This is a genomic window from Streptomyces sp. NPDC055749, assembly GCF_053617235.1.
Genome location: NZ_JBSHFH010000002.1, coordinates 176,723 through 193,047 on the forward strand (window position 1 = coordinate 176,723; position 16,325 = coordinate 193,047).

The following is a 16,325-nucleotide window of genomic DNA, read 5'->3' on the forward strand; positions in this document are numbered from 1 at the left end:
TCCGGTGTTCAGGAGGCGCTCTTCCGGTAGGCCCGCATGGCCAGCGGGAAGAAGACCACAACCACACCGGCCATCCAGGCCAGGCTGCCGAGCATGGGTCCTGCGACCTCCCCACCGTTCAGCAGGCCCCGCACGGTGTCGGCCATCAGGCTGACCGGGTTGATGTCCGACCAGGCCCGGAGCCAGCCCGGCATGGTCTGCGAGGGGACGAACACATTGCTGGCGAAGGTGAGCGGCAGGACCACGACGGTCATCAGGCCCTGCACCGAGCCGGGCGCCTTGACCAGCATGCCGATGTAGACCGACAGCCAGGAGAAGCTGACAGCGAAGCCGATCAGCAGCAGGGTCGCGGCGAGGACGGACACCATGTTCGTACCGACCCGGTAGCCCATGATCAGGGCGAGAGCCGCGAGGGTGGCGAGAGCGACGACGTACCGGACGATGTCGGCCAGGACGGCGCCGATCAGCGGGGCGGAGCGGGCGATCGGCATGCTGCGGAACCGGTCGAACATCCCGGTGCCGGCGTCGGTGCTGAGAGCCACGCCGATACCGATGCTGGCCTGGAAGACGGTCATCACCATGATGCCGGGCACGATCGTCCGCAGATATGCGTCGGTGTCGCCGTCGGCGATCGCGCCGCCGAAGAGGTAGACGAACATCAGCAGGAACACGATCGGCGTCAGGATGACGTCGACGAGCGTCGCGGGGGACTTCACGAGCTTCGTGACGCCGCGCCCGGCGAGGGCGAGGCTGTGCCGGAAGGTCTGGGCCGGGCCGATACGGAGCGGGGGCGCCGCAGCGGCGGGGGTGACGGTCGGGTCGATGGTCGAGGTGCTCATGCCACGGTCCTCTCGGCGAAGGTGCTCTGCTGGTCGTTCTGCTTGCTGCTCTCTGAGTTCTCGTCCGCGGGCCGTCCGGTGAGGGCGAGGAAGACCTCGTCGAGGCTCGGCAGACGCAAGCCCAGTTCGTCGGCGCCGATGCCCGCGCCGTCGAGCTTGCGGACCAGTGCGGAGATGAGCACCGGGTCGTCGACCGGCACGGTGAGCAGACCGGTGTTCACATCACGCACGGGGGCGGCGCCGGTCAGCTCGGTCAGGATCCGGCCCACCGCGTCCAGGTCGGCGGGCACGGTCGGGCGCACCTGCAACGTCTGGCCGCCGATCCGCCGCTTGAGCTCGTCCGGCCGCCCCTCGGCGGCCACCCGGCCGCGGTCGATCACGGTGATCCGGTCGGCCAGTTGGTCAGCCTCCTCCAGATACTGCGTGGTGAGCAGCACCGTCGAACCCTCCGCAACCAGCCGCCTTACGATCCCCCAGACCTCCTGCCGCGCATGGGGGTCGAGCCCGGTGGTCGGCTCGTCCAGATACAGAACCTGCGGCCGGCCGACCAGACTCGCCGCCAGGTCCAGCCTCCGGCGCATCCCCCCGGAGAAGGTGCTGATCGGACGGCCCGCGGCCTCGGTCAGCTCGAACTGCTCCAGCAGCTCGGCGGCCCGCGCCCTGGCGTCCCGCCGCGAAAGGTCGAGCAGCCGGCCCAGCAGCACCAGGTTCTCCGTGCCGGACAGGGCCTCGTCCACCGAGGCGTACTGCCCGGTGAGCCCGATCAGCCCGCGGACCCGCACCTGGTCCTTCACCACGTCGTGGCCACCGACGGTGGCACGGCCCCCGTCGGGCCGCAGGAGCGTGGACAGAATCCGTACGGTGGTGGTCTTGCCGGCCCCGTTGGGACCGAGCACCCCGACCACCTTCCCGGCCGGCACCTCCAGGTCGACGCCGTCCAGCGCGACCATGTCCCCGTACCGCTTGACCAGACCCTCGGCCCGGATGGCGTACGACATGTTCTCTCCTCGTCAGGCCCTCGTCGTTCTCGATGAACAAGACGATGCCGACCGCCGCTGACAGCACGCGGACAGTGCGCTGACAGGGACGGGAGAGACCTGTCAGCGGGTGCCGGAGACGCAAGGGCACGACCCGCCATCTCCCATTGGCGCAGGTTGCAGTGGCCCCGTATACTTTCTGGCGCTTTTTTTCTGCGTTCATTCGCCTCTATTCATTGCTTCCTGTTTCCGGCTCTGCCGGACCTTGACCCGGAGACGTATGGAGGCGCAGCATCAGGGCATCGGCATTTCTGCCTCCCGAGGTGATCTTGTTGGTCACTCATCCGCGTCGCCGTGCCACCGACTTTCCGTCGGGAAAACTCTTCGAGGGGAATTCGGGCCGCCCGATGGTGAGCCTGGTGATTCCCCTGCGGGAACCGGGTGCGAACCTTTCCTGGCTGGTCGGACAATTGCCGGAATGTGTCGGTGAGGTGATTCTCGTCGGCGCGCCCGCCGGGAGTGTGCCCGATCTGCGGCCGGCGGGCGGCGGGCCCGCGCCGCGTCTGGTGGAGCTCTCCGCCGACGGCCCGGAGGCACTGCTGCACACCGGCCTGACCGCCGCGACCGGCGACTGCCTCGTGCTGATCGAGGCGAACGGGACCATGTCCCCGCTGGAGATCCCGCACTATCTGCACTACCTGGAGAGCGGTTTCGACTTCGTCAAGGCGTCGCGGTTCATCGCCGGTGGCAGCCCGGCCGGATACCCCCTGTTCCGCAGGCTGGGACACCGGTTCCTGCTCGCGGTGGCACTGCTGCTCTACGGGCAGCGACTGACCGACCTCTGGTACGGATTCTGCGCGTTCCGGCGCGGGTTCGTCACTCTGCTCGATCCGAGTGGCGACGGAATGGAACTGGACGTGGAGGTCGTCACGCACGCCCTGCATTACGGACTCCGTATCGCGGAAGTTCCCAGCCGGGAACTCCCGCGCCGCGACCGTACGCCCCGCCGGCACACGCTCCATGAAGGAGCCCGCATTCTGCAGGCTCTGATAGCGGGACGCCCCCGTAGTGCGCTGCTGCGCCTGGTCCCGTATCGAACGAAGGCCACTTGAAGCCTTGAAGTTCAATACCGTTCGGAATTCCGGGCACGCAAGGCAGCAGGCGAGAAGGCGTCGCAGCAACCTCGCGAATCGCCGGAAGAGGCCCATCGTGATCACCGTTCAGGTCCGCCGCCGTCCGGCGCCCCACGAGCCGCATCCCCTGCGGCGGGCGACCGACTGGCCGACCACGGTGTCCCGGCCCGCCTCCGTCACGACGCCCGCCCGGCACGGAGCGCACCCCGCCCGCCGGGCCTCCGACCGTCTGATTCCGGCGGCCCGCGCCCCGCGCGCAGCCGCCCACCGCCGGTTCGGCGCCCCGCGTCGCCGGCGGTCCCGCGTCGCCGCCGCGCACCGCGCGAGGGATGGGTTGACCGGCGCACGATCCCTGCCACCGTCCGGCGCGCCCAGATCGAGGCGGTGACGAGGGTTCGCGGGGCGGTGGCGGCCAGTCCCGTGCTGCGCCGCGCCGCTCTGAACGCGCTCAACGCGATGCCACGGCGTGGGCTTGCCGGCTGAGAACCGCGCCCTGGCAGTGCGACGTCCAGATCAATACCACCGCATCCCCCGAACCATATATATGTAACGTTTATGATGTATACTTACACTAAGGCGTGCATCGAGAGGATCAAGGAGACCGGACTTCCGCCGCGTGACCTCCGGAGGCGAGCCATGACGGAGCGCAGCGGCGGCCCACGGCGCCACCGGGGTCGCCTGAGCAGGGACCGTGTGCTGGCGACTGCCCTGGCCCTGGTCGACCGCGAGGGCCTGCCGGCGCTCAGCATGCGCCGTCTCGCCGCCGAACTCGGGGTGGAGTCGATGGCGCTCTACCGGTACACGCCCGGCAAGGACGCCCTCCTCGACGGCCTGGTCGAAGCCTTCCACCGGGAACTGCAGGAGGCCCTGGAGGAGGAACCCGAATCCGAGGCACAGGGGCCGGGGACCGCGACGACGGCCGGGTGGCGATCCGATCTCCACCGCACGGTCCGCGAGACCTACCGGGTCTCCCTGCGCCATCCCCAGGTGGTCCCGCTGCTCGCGACGCGCATGCTGGCGGTGCCGCTCTCCCGCCTCCCGCCTTCGGTGCTGCGCGCCCAGGAACGGATGCTCGCTCTGCTGGCCCACGCGGACCTGGACGCCCGGCGCACCCAACTGCTGTACCGGTCCGTCACCGCCTGGGTACTTGGCTACGTCTTCGTCGAACTACGCGCGGTCGTGGACGATCCGGACGAGCCGGAGCCCGCGATCCGGCTCGGCCTGCACCGCATGCCGGCCCAGGAGTACCCACTTCTGCGCGCCACGGCACCGGCACTCGCGTCACGGTCGGGGGAACGGGCACTTGCGGACGGCCTCGACGCCTTGCTGGACGGGTTCGCGGCGGGGGAGCGCTGAACCGGGCTGAACCGGGGTGACCGCAACCCTGACTGCACCCCTCGGCCCATCCTCACGGTCGCCCGCCCATCGCCCCCGCGTGGTGCTTGGAGCCCCTCGCACTCAACGATCCGAAAGTGAGCCATCACTGAGCGAACGCCCCTCGCTGCACGGTGGCCTGACGTACTGTTCGGCAGTGAACGCTGATGGCGTCAGGCCGTTGCGCGCCCTCGCGTGGAGGCCTGAACGGTCGGCAGGCCGCGGCGGCCCGCTGGCAATGGCGGAGGATACGAGATTCGAGCTCGTGAGGGGTTGCACCCAGCACGCTTTCCAAGCCTTGGTCTGGGGATTCTGGCGTGTACAGGAATGTTCTGAACTGCGGTGCAGCCGACTCGGCTGGGCATCTGAATGATGTTGTACGCCGGTGAACGCAACCAGAACTGCAACCACTGCTGACCTACTTGCCGTGTGTCGGGCCGTACCACTGGAGGGGTTGCCCGGTCACTGCGGCGATGCAGTCGAAGTCGTGATCGCGATGAAGCAGAGTGAGCCCCTGCAGCTCAGCGGTCGCGGCGACGACTAGATCGACTGCTCCGGCACTTCGGTGTTTCCCCTGCTTGGTGAGGGCTTCCTGGACCTGCCAGGCGCGGTCGTAGGCGCGGTCGTCGACGGGAACCCAGCCGAAGATCAGCCGCATCTCCTCGATACCGTGCACCCGATCGGCGGCCGACCGTGCGCTGTAGAAGAACTCGAGTTCGGTGATGGGGCATGTCGCGATGAGTCCAGCTGCGGCGGCCTGGTCCCAGCCGTACTGCTCCGCGTCCCCGCGCATGAACCGCGCGAGCGCGCTGGTGTCGATCAGGAACTGGGCCGCGTTCACCGGCGGTAGTTCTCCTTGTTCTCGAACAGCTCCAGATCAAATGCGCCGTCGCCCGCCGCGGCCCGCAGCCGGGCGAGAGCCAGGGCGCGACGCCGACTCTCCAACACCTCGCGAAGAGCGGTGTTGACGGTCTCCTTCTTGGTGCTCGTCCCGAGGGCTTTCGCCACGTCCGCGACCAGATCGTCGTCCAGGTCGATGACTGTCCGACTCATGTGCGCCTCCTTGATATCAAATGTGGAGACAAGTATATCTCGGGAGGTGCCCCACGGGGTGTCATCGGGCGCCCTGGCCGCCCCGGCCTGACCGCGAGGTCCGGGCACCGGGCATGGCCGCAGCATCCCCTCTCCGCCCCGCCCCGCCCCGCCCCGTGCCGCGCCTGACGCGACGAGCCAGTGGTAGAAGTCTGGTCCACCTTGCTCCGAAACGAAAGCATTCGTCGAATTTCTATTCTCCGCCGACATGGGAGGCCCCATTCTCCACATCATCGGGATGCACGATGGAGTCCTGGATTCCCAAGATTTTCATAAGCGACTTGACCGACACGACTCGGCTATTGCCAATCCAGAGCACTCTAAAAGAGAGGGAGCCCTTCCCGGCCATCCTTGATGCTTGCGATTCTGATAGACCAGCAGCGTTGGCTGCCTCGCTGAAGCCAATATATTGCGGCAGTAGATCAGAAATTCGATAATAAAGATTCTTCCCGTCAACCCAGGATCGCCCCACCTGTGTGGGAGTAATGCAGGGGGACTCTTCCTCATCGCGGCAACCGCTGCGGAGCCTGTCATGAAAGATTTTGACGTGGCCCATCGCTCCCATTCGTTGCAGCAGGGCTCCTGTGCGCTCGCCGCGAATCCTCTCATCGGCATCCGGATCCAGCACCGTGCCGGCGTCAACGATTGACGATGCGCGCAGCGTGGAATCTTCCTCATGCGCTGCATCAGCAATCAAATATTCCGCACTTGCCGCACACGTTTCCGAGCTCCCGGTTTCCACCAGGCCGCGAGCGCCGGTGAACGCGCGGGTCATCATGGTATCCAGGAGTTTCCTGGAAGGCACGCCGCCTGCCATGGAAAACCACGTCTCCAGTGCTCCTTCTACCATCGCAGACCTGATGTCAGAGATCTCATATTGCCATTTTCTCGCCAACTCTTTCGACCATCCCCCAAAGTAGGGAGTCAGTAGATCCAGTAGGATCATCAACCATTTCTCCCGCTCCTTTTGGTCGCTTTCTCTCGCCAGAGTTCCCACCGACTCCCAGAGGCGCAGGCTTGCTACGGATTTCGATCGGCCAAGTTGAACTTTCTCGCGCAGCACCTGATATGTGGGATGATTCTTGATCGCACACACTTGGACATCGCCGACATGTGCACAGATGGGCTCCCCGTCGCAGTCACGCAGAACTCGTTCAGTGATGAGAGTGAAGACATCGCGCATGGTTTTCCTCTCGCAGCGCCGGGTCTGGCTTTCGGAAAATCATGGGGCGCGGCAGTTGCGCTTCGAGGATTTCTGCTTGGATTCAGCCCCATCGAGTGAACTATGTTTGGCGGTAGAAAATATGCGGGGCATGAGTAGCACCACTCGACAGGTGCGCTCCGCCTGCGGCGGAGTGAGGTCCTCGGCCTCATGTGGACGCATATGGACCTCGCGCTAAAGGTCCTGACGGTCCACCGGAACCGGCTACGCACATGACTGCGCCAGTCGCTGCTCGTACTGCTGTGGCTCGGCTTCGCACCAGGTCGCCTTGGTCGTCGAAGGGGGAGGCGGAGTGGAGGCCGTGACGGCAGATGTCCAGTACGTGCCGGGTTCGATGGTGCGTTCGGCGCTGCCGACGGCGCAAAGGAGCGCAGGGCGACGAAGAACGGATCCTGGCAGGTGCAGGCCGGCGGAACGCAGAAGGCCCCCACCGCAAGCGGTGGGGGCCTTCGACGTATTGCCCGGTGAGAGCAATGGCGGAGGATGCGAGATTCGAACTCGTGAGGGGTTGCCCCCAACACGCTTTCCAAATGTTCGCCCGCCTGTACGGGGACGGTCACGGGCATGCCGACCTGCGGCCGAACCATCGGTTACAGACTCGCCGAACTGTGGTGTACGCGCGTGAATGAGACCAGAACTGAGACCGGGCGCGCGTTCATTTACCGACCTGCGGGCCGTACCACTGCATGGCTTGGCCGGTGATAGCGGCGATGCCTTCGAAGTCGTGGTCGCGGTGCAGGAGGGGCAGTCCCTGGAGTTCCGCGGTGGCGGCAACGACGAGGTCCACAGCTCCCGCACTGCGGTGCTGACCGCGCTGGGTCAGCAGCTGCTGGCGGTTCACGTCAGTAAAGGCACCCGGATCGAAGGTGGTGAAACCGCACGACGCGTGGCTTGGCCTACTTCTTGATCTCGTTGATGCAGAGGACGAACTGCTCGCCCGAGCTTCGCCGACCTCCGGTCTGCTCCTGGTAGCCGATGTCCGACTTGCCCTTGCACTTGTCCGTGTCCAGCGTGTCGGGGATCACTTCGACCACCGTGTACGTGGCTTCAGCGCCGCCGCACTCCACAACCTGCAGGTCTGGAGCCGTCGTCGACCCGTTGTTCTTCATGCAGTCGCCGGCCTTCGCCGTATCCGCATCGTCACGGCTCGCGAAGTAGCCCACCGCGCACATGATGAGGACGACCACTACGGCGATGCCCTTCAGAATCTTCATGACACCCATGCCCCCGCTCCGGGACGGCGGCACGGGCGCCGGCTGCTGTGGGTACCCGTACCCCGGCTGCGGAGGCTGGTGTGCATGCGGGGCGGGCTGGCCGTAAGGGTTGGCGCCTTGCTGCGGCGGATAGGTCATATGGGATTCCCCCGTTGATGCTTGCACGTTCGATTGTCGTGAGCACGCTATAGGACGAAGTCGTCATCCCTTCAATGCGGCAGCGAGGCGGCGACCATGACGATCAGTGAGACGGAATGCTCCTCGAGAGCGACCCTGGGCGGCTCGCTGTGGACGCAGGTGGCGGCGCATGTGGGTCGGCGGCCGACTGCGAGCGCCGGCGGCAGATGGTTGGCGAGAAGACTCCTCTTCCCGAGGCGGCCGACCGGCGGATTCACCCTGCCTCGGATGCCGTCAAAGCGGTCGCGGAATCTCATGCTGATCTTGCCCGTCGAGCGGTACGGGCGCGACGCGGCCATGTTCTGTGGCGTGTGCCGTGAGCTCCCGAACGGTCGGTAGGCGACAGCGGCCCGCCGGCGACGACTGCAACCGGAACTGAGACCACCAACGTCGAAGGGCCCCGCAGCAAGCTGCGGGGCCCTTCGACGTATTGCCCGGTGAGAGCAATGGCGGAGGATACGAGATTCGAACTCGTGAGGGGTTGCCCCCAACACGCTTTCCAAGCGTGCGCCCTAGGCCACTAGGCGAATCCTCCGCGGCAAACAATACAAGACGTTGGGGAGTGCTCGCGAACACGTTCCCCCGGAGCCGTCCCCGGGGCCGAACCGGTGGACCGGAGGGTGTGGGGATCGGCTAAGGTGGGCGTCAGCCCCTCACGTGGCGCTATCTGACTGAACTCCCCCAGGGCCGGAAGGCAGCAAGGGTAGGTCGGCTCTGGCGGGTGCGTGGGGGGCGCTTGCGTTCCCGGGGGCTTGTCGGGGCCGTGGTGTGCCCGGTGCGGGGCCGGTTGTCAGTCCGCCCCGATAACCTCGTATGTGTGTCGTCCCTTGCGCTGTACCGCCGCTATCGCCCCGAGTCGTTCGCCGAGGTCATCGGTCAGGAGCATGTCACTGACCCCCTGCAGCAGGCCCTGCGGAACAACCGGGTCAATCACGCGTACCTGTTCAGCGGGCCGCGGGGCTGTGGAAAGACGACCAGTGCGCGCATCCTCGCCCGCTGTCTGAACTGCGAGCAGGGGCCGACGCCGACGCCGTGCGGGGAGTGCCAGTCCTGCCAGGACCTCGCGCGCAACGGGCCGGGTTCGATCGATGTGATCGAGATCGACGCCGCATCGCACGGAGGCGTGGACGACGCCCGTGACCTGCGGGAAAAGGCGTTCTTCGGGCCCGCTTCGAGCCGATACAAGATCTACATCATCGATGAGGCGCACATGGTCACCCCGGCAGGGTTCAACGCCCTGCTGAAGGTGGTCGAGGAGCCGCCGGAGCACCTCAAGTTCATCTTCGCGACCACCGAACCCGAGAAGGTCATCGGCACGATCCGGTCGCGTACGCACCACTACCCGTTCCGGCTGGTCCCCCCGGGGACGTTGCGCGGATATCTCGCCGAGGTGTGCGGCAAGGAGAACAGTTACGTCGAGGACGGCGTCCTGCCCCTGGTCGTCCGGGCCGGTGCCGGCTCCGTGCGTGACTCGATGTCGGTCATGGACCAGTTGCTGGCGGGCGCGGGCGACGACGGTGTGACATATGCCATGGCGACCTCGCTCCTGGGGTACACGGACGGGTCGCTGCTGGACTCCGTCGTGGACGCCTTCGCTGCGGGTGACGGCGCCGCGGCCTTCGAGGTCGTGGACCGGGTGATCGAGGGCGGCAACGATCCGCGGCGCTTCGTCGCCGACCTGCTGGAGCGACTGCGCGACCTGGTGATCCTGGCCGCCGTTCCGGACGCGGGGGAAAAGGGCCTCATCGACGCGCCCGCCGATGTCGTCGAGCGGATGCAGGCCCAGGCGTCGGTCTTCGGCGCCGCCGAGCTGAGCCGTGCGGCCGACCTGGTTAATGAAGGGCTCACGGAGATGCGCGGGGCTACGTCTCCCCGGCTCCAGGTGGAGCTGATCTGCGCCCGGGTCCTGCTGCCCGCCGCCTTCGACGACGAGCGTTCGCTCCAGGCCCGGCTGGACCGGCTGGAGCGCGGAGCCTCGTTCGCGACCGCCGCTGCCGGACCTGCCATGGGGTACGTGCCGGGGCCGGAGGCCCACACCATGGCTCCGGTCGCGCCGCCCGCCGCCGTACAGCCCGCCGGGAATCCCGAGGCCGGACCCGCTGCCGCGCGTGCGGCGGTACGGGGCGAGGCCCCCGCCGCACCGCCCGCCGTACCCTCCGCCCCGCAGGCAGCCCCGCAGGTCCAGCCCGCGCCCGCGCCCCCGGCCCCGGTGGCTCCCGCGGCCCCCGTTGAGCAGCCCCCCGCCGAGCAGCGGCCCGGGGCGTGGCCCGCCGCGGCCGGAGCCGAGGCGGGACGCCGGCCCGGTGGCTGGCCGACCGCGTCCGTCCCCGGCCGGACCCCGCCCGCGCAGACCGCACCCCCGGCCCCGTCCCAGGCCGCACCCGCCGCCTCCGCGCCCCCGCCACCCGAGCCGAGTCAGGGCATGGCCCAGGGCGCCGGCGGCGCCGCCCAGGTGCGGAACATGTGGCCGGACATCCTGGAGGCCGTCAAGAACCGTCGCCGGTTCACCTGGATCCTGCTCAGCCAGAACGCCCAGGTCACCGGCTTCGACGGCACCACCTTGCAGATCGGCTTCCTCAGCGCGGGCGCCCGCGACAACTTCGCGACCAGCGGCAGCGAGGAGGTGTTGAAGCAGGCACTCGCCGAGCGGTTCAACGCCCAGTGGAAGGTGGAGGCGGTCATCGACCCCTCCGGCGGCTCCGGCCAGCCGCCGCAGACCGGCGGGGGACGCCCGCCGGCCGCCCCCTACCAGCCCGCGCCCACGCCGCAGCCGTACGAACCCCCCGCTCAGCAGCAGGGACAGCAGGGACAGCAGTACGGACAGGGACAGGGACAGCATCAGGGGAGCCAGCAGGGGCAGCAGCCCCCGCCGTCCCAGTCCTCGGGCTCCGGCGGCACGGGTGCCGGTCCCGGTGGCGAATCCATGTCGCAGTCCTCCTACGCTCCCGAGCCGCCGCGCTCCGTGGCACCGGAGGACGACACTCCGGAGGCCGACGACCCGGATCTCGTCGACTCGGCGCTCTCCGGTCACGACCTGATCGTCCGCGAGCTGGGCGCCACGGTCGTGGAGGAGTTCATCAACGAGCAGTGAGCCCGGGGCGTACCCGCCCTCCGCCGTGTCCACGGGGCGGAGCCCGTCAAGCGGTCCGGCCCCCGGCGGCTAGGCTGCACCCCGTGAAGGTCCTCGTCATCGGCGGCGGCGCCCGCGAACACGCCCTGTGCCGCTCTCTCTCCCTCGACTCCGACGTCACCGCTCTGTACTGCGCCCCCGGCAACGCCGGAATCGCAGAGGTGGCCGAACTGCACCCGGTCGACGCGCTCGACGGCGACGCCGTCGCGCGCCTCGCCACCGAACTGGGCGCCGAGTTGGTGGTCGTCGGCCCGGAGGCACCGCTTGTCGCCGGAGTCGCCGACTCCGTGCGCGCCGCAGGCATCCCCTGCTTCGGCCCCTCGCGCGAGGCGGCCCAGCTGGAGGGGTCCAAGGCGTTCGCCAAGGACGTCATGGCCGGCGCCAACGTCCCGACCGCCCGCAGCTACGTCTGCGCCACCCCCGCCGAGATCGACGCGGCTCTCGACGCCTTCGGCGCCCCGTACGTCGTCAAGGACGACGGTCTGGCGGCCGGCAAGGGTGTCGTCGTCACCGACGACGTCGAGGAGGCCCGCGCCCACGCGCTGGCCTGCGACCGCGTGGTCATCGAGGAGTTCCTCGACGGCCCCGAGGTCAGCCTCTTCGCGATCACCGACGGCACCACCGTCGTGCCGCTCCAGCCCGCCCAGGACTTCAAGCGGGCCCTCGACAACGACGAGGGCCCGAACACCGGAGGCATGGGCGCGTACTCGCCCCTTCCCTGGGCCGACCCGAAGCTGGTCGACGAGGTCATGGAGAGCGTCCTCCAGCCGACCGTGGACGAGCTCCGCCGCCGCGGCACCCCGTTCTCCGGGCTGCTGTACGCGGGCCTCGCGATCACCTCGCGCGGCGTCCGGGTCATCGAGTTCAACGCCCGCTTCGGCGACCCCGAGACGCAGGTCGTCCTGGCCCGCCTGAAGACCCCGCTGGCCGGTGTACTCCTCGCTTCCGCCAACGGCACCCTGGACCTCGTACCCCCGCTGAACTGGCGTGACGACGCAGCTGTCACCGTGGTCATCGCCTCGCACAACTACCCGGCGACGCCCCGCACGGGCGACCCGATCGACGGGCTGGCGGATGTCGCGGCACAGGATGCCCCGCATGCGTTCGTCCTGCACGCCGGGACCAGGCAGGACGGCGACACGGTCGTCAGCGCCGGGGGCCGTGTGCTCTCGGTGACCGCGACGGGCAAGGACCTCTCCCGGGCCAGGGAGCGGGCCTACACGGCGCTCGGCCGTATCCGCCTCGACGGCTCGCAGCACCGTACGGACATCGCCCTGAAGGCCGCACGGGACGCAGAGACCGCCGGGGCAGCAGGGGCAGCAGGGACCACCGGAGTCTGAGCCGGCTCCGCCCGCGCACCGCGCCCGCGCCCGACGGCCGCACACGTGCCCGGCACCTCCCCGGAGGTGCCGGGCACGGCTGTATGCAGACCCCCACCGCCGTACGCCCCGTACGCCGGGGTGCGCGGCGCCCGTGCGCCGCATGTACCGGAGAACAGCGAACCCATGAGAACCGGCGCGTCAGCAGCTTTAGCCAAAGCCATTCCATCGGGTGACGACTCGGCCATCCGGATGACGCCCGCCGAGGTCCCAACTAGGGTGCGGCGCAAGCGTTCCGGCACTTGGCCCACCGGCATTGCGATGTCAGTGACGGGTGCCACAGTGGGGGAGTGAGCAACACCGTCGCGGGGACAGAGGGGGTGACATCCGGCCGTGTCCGGTACCGGGTTGGGTGAGGAGCTGGGCGCGCTGGCTGCGCGTGCCCGAGCTCTCGCGCTGCTGCGCATCCGCAGCAGAGCAGTGGCCGTGGCGATCCTGCCCGCGGCCGTGGCCGTCGTGCTGCTGGCCGCGTCGCTGCAGGGCCGTATCAGCGGCAGCGTCTGGGACACCGTCCGCTGGACGGTGACGGCCTGCGCGCTCGTCGTGCTGCTGGTCGCCGCCGCGGTGGCCTTCGCGGTGGCCAGGGCGAGACCGGCGGTCAGTCCGACCGTGGCCGTTACGGAGCGGTCGGCCCCCGACCTCTATCGCCTGGTCAGGGACCTGGCCGACCGGCTCGAAGTGCCGGCTCCCTCGGCCATAGCGCTGACCCCGGACTGCGACAGCTGGCTGGAGGACCGTACGCACCCCGCCACGCAGCCGGGCGCCTCGGCCATGGCCAAGGGGCTCGTGGCCGGCCGGCCACGCCGTCGCGTGCAGGATGCTCCGGTCCTCGTCATCGGCTCCCCCTTCCTCTGGTGGATGCGCGTCGCCGAGCTGCGGGCGGTCCTCGCCCCGGTCGTCGCAGGCACGGGCTCCTCCGCGCACCCCGACATAGCCGCGGCCCGCCGTTTCGTACGAGGGCTCGACGCCGCCGTCGCCGACGCAGCCGCGCCCGGACAGGGTGCGATACGGGGGCTGCCGCTCGCGTTCGTCGGCTGGGTCGCCCGGATTCTGCTGCGCAGTTGCCGGGAGCACGCGGCCGAGATGGAGCGGTGCGTGGCCTCCGCCGCGTCGATGCGGGCCCAGAGCGTGGATTACGGGCTGCGGATCGTCGCCCAGGAGCAGGTCGGCCTCGCCTACGCGGGCTGGGACCGGCTGCTGACCCGGGTCGCACTGCCCGCCTGGCGGATGGGCCGCTGGCCGTCGAGGCTCGACGCGGGCGTCGTCTCCGCCCTCACCGAGCTGTCCCGGCGGGACCGGCTGGCGGACGGCTTCACCTCCCGGCTCGGTGAACGTCCCGCCTGCGACCTGCTCGAAGAGCCGGGCGTCGCCGACGAAGCGGCCTCGCTGCTGGCCGCCAGGCTCTTCCACGGCGGGCCCGCGGAGAACGGTCCCGACTGGTCCCCGGTCGACTGGCAGCAGTATCCGGAAGAGGTCGTCGACCGGAAATGGCGCGCCGAGGCCGCCCGGCTCCACCGGGTCCTCGACTCCATGGGTGTGCCGCCCACGGCCGCGACCGACCCCGCCGACCCGGCGGTCCCCACCCTGGCCCGCGTCATCGGCCATCTGACGGGTTCGCCCGCGGGCGGCGAAGAGCTCGCGGCCGGAATCGGCGCGGCGGTGGCCCGAGAGGAGGCCCAGACGCCCCGGCCGGTGGCAGGCGGCGCGGACTCCGCGAAGAGCGGTACGGGCGCCGACGCCCTCGACTTCTGGGGCTCGGACCCACTCCCGCTCTTCCCGCTCCAGCCGCCCCGTACGGGCACGGAGCTGCTCACCGACCATGTGGTGGCGATGGTCTGCTGCGCCGCCGTCGACACGGCGGGCGCGGCCCCCGGGCTCGACTGGCTCGACGGTCCCGCACTGCTCGTCGACGGGAAGCGCCGGGCCGACCTGGGCGGCCCCGTCCTCAGCCTGGTCGAGGACGGCGACGCGGAGCCGCTGCATATGTGGCTCTCCGAGGTGGGAGTCCGCACGGACAAGCCCGTCCGCCTCGTGTGACCGGCGGGGTACGGGGGTGGGGGTGCGGCACCCGTATACGGAAGCCGCACCCCCGCCTCCAGCAGGCGCCCCCAGCAGGCGGGTTCCACGGAGACCCACAGCCCCAATACCCGGAAGGGTAGGTTCCGTTCACGTCAATTCGCGACGAACGGTGACGGAGTGCATGCGTTATGTGATGTGCTGGGGATCGGCGCTGACATCCGGCGCACCAGAGTTGTCCGGGGGACTCGAGGGAGGGGAGCGGTATGGGGGCGGAGCAGATTCGGCGATGGGAGTCGGGTGCACTCGCGCATGCCGTGAGCGATCCCTTCGGGCAGGGCCCCCTGCCCTGGCTGCGCGGCAGCGAGAACTACTTCGACGACACCGGCCAGGTCGTCCCCTGGTACGCGGACCCCGAGCTCGGACGGGGCGGCACCGGCGGAGGCACCCGTACCGCCGACGACGTGCACCGTCAGATCAAGGGCTTCGTCTCGCCCGGCGCCGCGGCCCCCGGTGAGGCGATCGACTTCCACATCACCGTGGACCCACCGCAGCAGTTCTCCGTCGATGTCTACCGGATCGGTCATTACGGTGGCGACGGCGCCGCCAAGATCACCACGAGCCCCCGGCTCTCCGGCATCGTCCAGCCGGCCCCGCTGGCCGCGGACCGCACGGTCTCCTGCCACCACTGGTGGCTCTCCTGGCGGCTCCAGATCCCCAGCTACTGGTCCGTCGGCGCGTACGTGGCCGTCCTCACCACCGCCGACGGTTACCGCTCCCACATCCCCTTCACGGTCCGCGACGACCACCCCGCCGACCTGCTCCTCCTGCTCCCGGACATCACCTGGCAGGCGTACAACCTCTACCCGGAGGACGGCCGCACCGGCGCCAGCCTCTACCACGCCTGGGACGAACAGGGGCGGCTGCTCGGCGAGGAGGACGCCGCCGCCACCATCTCCTTCGACCGGCCGTACGCGGGCGCTGGACTGCCCCTCCACGTCGGTCACGCCTACGACTTCATCCGCTGGGCCGAGCGGTACGGGTACGACCTGGCCTACGCCGACGCCCGCGATCTGCACGCGGGCCGCGTCGACCCCAGCCGCTACCGCGGCCTGGTCTTCCCCGGACACGACGAGTACTGGTCGCTGCCCATGCGCCGTACCGCCGAGCTCGCCCGCGACACCGGCACCTCGCTCGTCTTCCTCTCCGCCAACACCATGTACTGGCAGGTCGGACTCTCCCCTTCCGCCTCCGGAGTCCCCGACCGCCTGCTCACCTGCCGCAAGCGCCGAGGGCCCGGAAAGCCCGCCCTGTGGCGCGAGGTCGACCGCGCCGAGCAGCAGCTCCTCGGTATCCAGTACGCGGGCCGGGTCCCCGAACCCCACCCACTGGTCGTACGGAACGCGGAGCACTGGCTCTGGGACGCGACCGGCGCCACCGAGGGCGACGAGATCGACGGGCTGGTGGCGGGCGAGGCCGACCGCTACTTCCCGCGCACCACGCTCCCCGAACACGAGAACCGCATCCTGCTCGCCCACTCGCCGTACCGGGACAGCGACGGAGCCACCCGCCACCAGGAGACCTCCCTCTACCGGTCCCCGTCCGGCGCCCTCGTCTTCGCCTCCGGCACCTTCGCCTGGTCCCCGGCACTGGACCGCCCCGGCCATGTGGACCCGCGAATCCAGCGCGCCACGGCCAACCTGCTCGACCGCATCTGCAAGCGCGACTAGGCCTCCGCGACTCTCCCGGGCCCCGCCCCCCGCCGCGCCACC

General features: G+C 69.5%; 13 protein-coding genes, 1 tRNA gene, 1 other RNA gene and 1 pseudogene. 7 read left to right on the forward strand and 9 right to left on the reverse strand.

Annotated elements, in window-relative coordinates:
• Window positions 1-8 precede the first annotated feature (8 nt).
• The gene (locus ACWGO0_RS02600) at window positions 9-839 is read right to left on the reverse strand and encodes an ABC transporter permease (RefSeq protein ID WP_453526833.1); all 831 of its coding nucleotides are present in this window, start codon (window positions 837-839) and stop codon (window positions 9-11) included.
• The gene (locus tag ACWGO0_RS02605) at window positions 836-1,837 is read right to left on the reverse strand and encodes an ATP-binding cassette domain-containing protein (RefSeq protein WP_453526836.1); all 1,002 of its coding nucleotides are present in this window, start codon (window positions 1,835-1,837) and stop codon (window positions 836-838) included. Before ACWGO0_RS02605 ends, ACWGO0_RS02600 begins: the two co-directional genes overlap by 4 nt.
• Window positions 1,838-2,235: 398 nt before the next feature.
• On the opposite strand from ACWGO0_RS02605, the gene ACWGO0_RS02610 reads away from it, so the two are divergent.
• Window positions 2,236-2,928, forward strand: coding sequence for a glycosyltransferase family 2 protein (locus tag ACWGO0_RS02610; RefSeq protein WP_453526839.1), 693 nt, complete (start codon window positions 2,236-2,238; stop codon window positions 2,926-2,928).
• 657 nt (window positions 2,929-3,585) lie between these two features.
• Window positions 3,586-4,305 carry a TetR/AcrR family transcriptional regulator gene (locus ACWGO0_RS02615; RefSeq protein ID WP_453526842.1) on the forward strand — a complete coding sequence of 240 codons (720 nt, stop codon included), beginning with the start codon at window positions 3,586-3,588 and terminating at the stop codon, window positions 4,303-4,305.
• A 436-nt stretch (window positions 4,306-4,741) separates the two neighbouring features.
• Here the strand turns inward: ACWGO0_RS02615 and ACWGO0_RS02620 are convergent, their stop codons facing one another.
• The 7 genes and pseudogenes from ACWGO0_RS02620 to ACWGO0_RS02650 all read right to left on the reverse strand — a co-directional run bounded on the left by ACWGO0_RS02620 (window position 4,742) and on the right by ACWGO0_RS02650 (window position 8,563).
• Window positions 4,742-5,164 carry a PIN domain-containing protein gene (locus ACWGO0_RS02620; RefSeq protein WP_453526845.1) on the reverse strand — a complete coding sequence of 141 codons (423 nt, stop codon included), beginning with the start codon at window positions 5,162-5,164 and terminating at the stop codon, window positions 4,742-4,744.
• Window positions 5,161-5,376: a type II toxin-antitoxin system VapB family antitoxin gene (locus tag ACWGO0_RS02625; RefSeq protein WP_023548893.1), complete on the reverse strand. Its 216-nt coding sequence runs from the start codon at window positions 5,374-5,376 to the stop codon at window positions 5,161-5,163. The genes ACWGO0_RS02620 and ACWGO0_RS02625 overlap by 4 nt, the downstream gene beginning before the upstream one ends.
• A gap of 232 nt (window positions 5,377-5,608) precedes the next feature.
• The gene (locus tag ACWGO0_RS02630; RefSeq protein ID WP_453526849.1) at window positions 5,609-6,598 is read right to left on the reverse strand and encodes a hypothetical protein; all 990 of its coding nucleotides are present in this window, start codon (window positions 6,596-6,598) and stop codon (window positions 5,609-5,611) included.
• 694 nt (window positions 6,599-7,292) lie between these two features.
• A pseudogene (locus tag ACWGO0_RS02635) lies at window positions 7,293-7,469 on the reverse strand (PIN domain nuclease); the annotation flags it as partial.
• Between the two features lie 64 nt (window positions 7,470-7,533).
• Window positions 7,534-7,851, reverse strand: a complete 318-nt coding sequence (locus ACWGO0_RS02640; RefSeq protein WP_453526852.1) for an LppU/SCO3897 family protein — start codon at window positions 7,849-7,851, stop codon at window positions 7,534-7,536.
• 209 nt (window positions 7,852-8,060) lie between these two features.
• Window positions 8,061-8,327, reverse strand: coding sequence for a hypothetical protein (locus tag ACWGO0_RS02645; protein WP_453526855.1), 267 nt, complete (start codon window positions 8,325-8,327; stop codon window positions 8,061-8,063).
• Between the two features lie 148 nt (window positions 8,328-8,475).
• Window positions 8,476-8,563, reverse strand: a tRNA-Ser gene (locus ACWGO0_RS02650).
• A 109-nt stretch (window positions 8,564-8,672) separates the two neighbouring features.
• Between ACWGO0_RS02650 and ffs the strand changes: the two genes are divergently transcribed.
• From ffs to ACWGO0_RS02675, 5 genes are all read left to right on the forward strand, one after another.
• An RNA gene (ffs, locus tag ACWGO0_RS02655) (signal recognition particle sRNA small type) lies at window positions 8,673-8,771 on the forward strand.
• A gap of 74 nt (window positions 8,772-8,845) precedes the next feature.
• Window positions 8,846-11,119 carry a DNA polymerase III subunit gamma and tau gene (locus tag ACWGO0_RS02660; RefSeq protein ID WP_453526858.1) on the forward strand — a complete coding sequence of 758 codons (2,274 nt, stop codon included), beginning with the start codon at window positions 8,846-8,848 and terminating at the stop codon, window positions 11,117-11,119.
• Between the two features lie 83 nt (window positions 11,120-11,202).
• Complete coding sequence (gene purD, locus ACWGO0_RS02665; protein WP_453526861.1) at window positions 11,203-12,498, forward strand: phosphoribosylamine--glycine ligase; 1,296 nt, start codon at window positions 11,203-11,205, stop codon at window positions 12,496-12,498.
• 372 nt (window positions 12,499-12,870) lie between these two features.
• A complete protein-coding gene (locus ACWGO0_RS02670; RefSeq protein WP_453526864.1) occupies window positions 12,871-14,574 on the forward strand; it encodes a hypothetical protein in 1,704 nt (567 codons plus the stop codon).
• Window positions 14,575-14,819: 245 nt separating this feature from the next.
• A complete protein-coding gene (locus ACWGO0_RS02675) occupies window positions 14,820-16,283 on the forward strand; it encodes a N,N-dimethylformamidase beta subunit family domain-containing protein (protein WP_453526867.1) in 1,464 nt (487 codons plus the stop codon).
• Window positions 16,284-16,325: the final 42 nt, after the last annotated feature.

Excerpts from the sequence above, each read along its gene's own strand:
- ACWGO0_RS02605 (WP_453526836.1), bottom strand. The coding sequence starts at position 1,837 with ATGTCGTACGCCATCCGGGCCGAGGGTCTGGTCAAGCGGTACGGGGAC.
- ACWGO0_RS02640 (WP_453526852.1), bottom strand. The coding sequence starts at position 7,851 with ATGAAGATTCTGAAGGGCATCGCCGTAGTGGTCGTCCTCATCATGTGC.
- ACWGO0_RS02625 (WP_023548893.1), bottom strand. The coding sequence starts at position 5,376 with ATGAGTCGGACAGTCATCGACCTGGACGACGATCTGGTCGCGGACGTG.
- ACWGO0_RS02645 (WP_453526855.1), bottom strand. The coding sequence starts at position 8,327 with ATGGCCGCGTCGCGCCCGTACCGCTCGACGGGCAAGATCAGCATGAGA.
- ACWGO0_RS02675 (WP_453526867.1), top strand. The coding sequence starts at position 14,820 with ATGGGGGCGGAGCAGATTCGGCGATGGGAGTCGGGTGCACTCGCGCAT.
- ACWGO0_RS02600 (WP_453526833.1), bottom strand. The coding sequence starts at position 839 with ATGAGCACCTCGACCATCGACCCGACCGTCACCCCCGCCGCTGCGGCG.
- ACWGO0_RS02615 (WP_453526842.1), top strand. The coding sequence starts at position 3,586 with ATGACGGAGCGCAGCGGCGGCCCACGGCGCCACCGGGGTCGCCTGAGC.
- ACWGO0_RS02630 (WP_453526849.1), bottom strand. The coding sequence starts at position 6,598 with ATGCGCGATGTCTTCACTCTCATCACTGAACGAGTTCTGCGTGACTGC.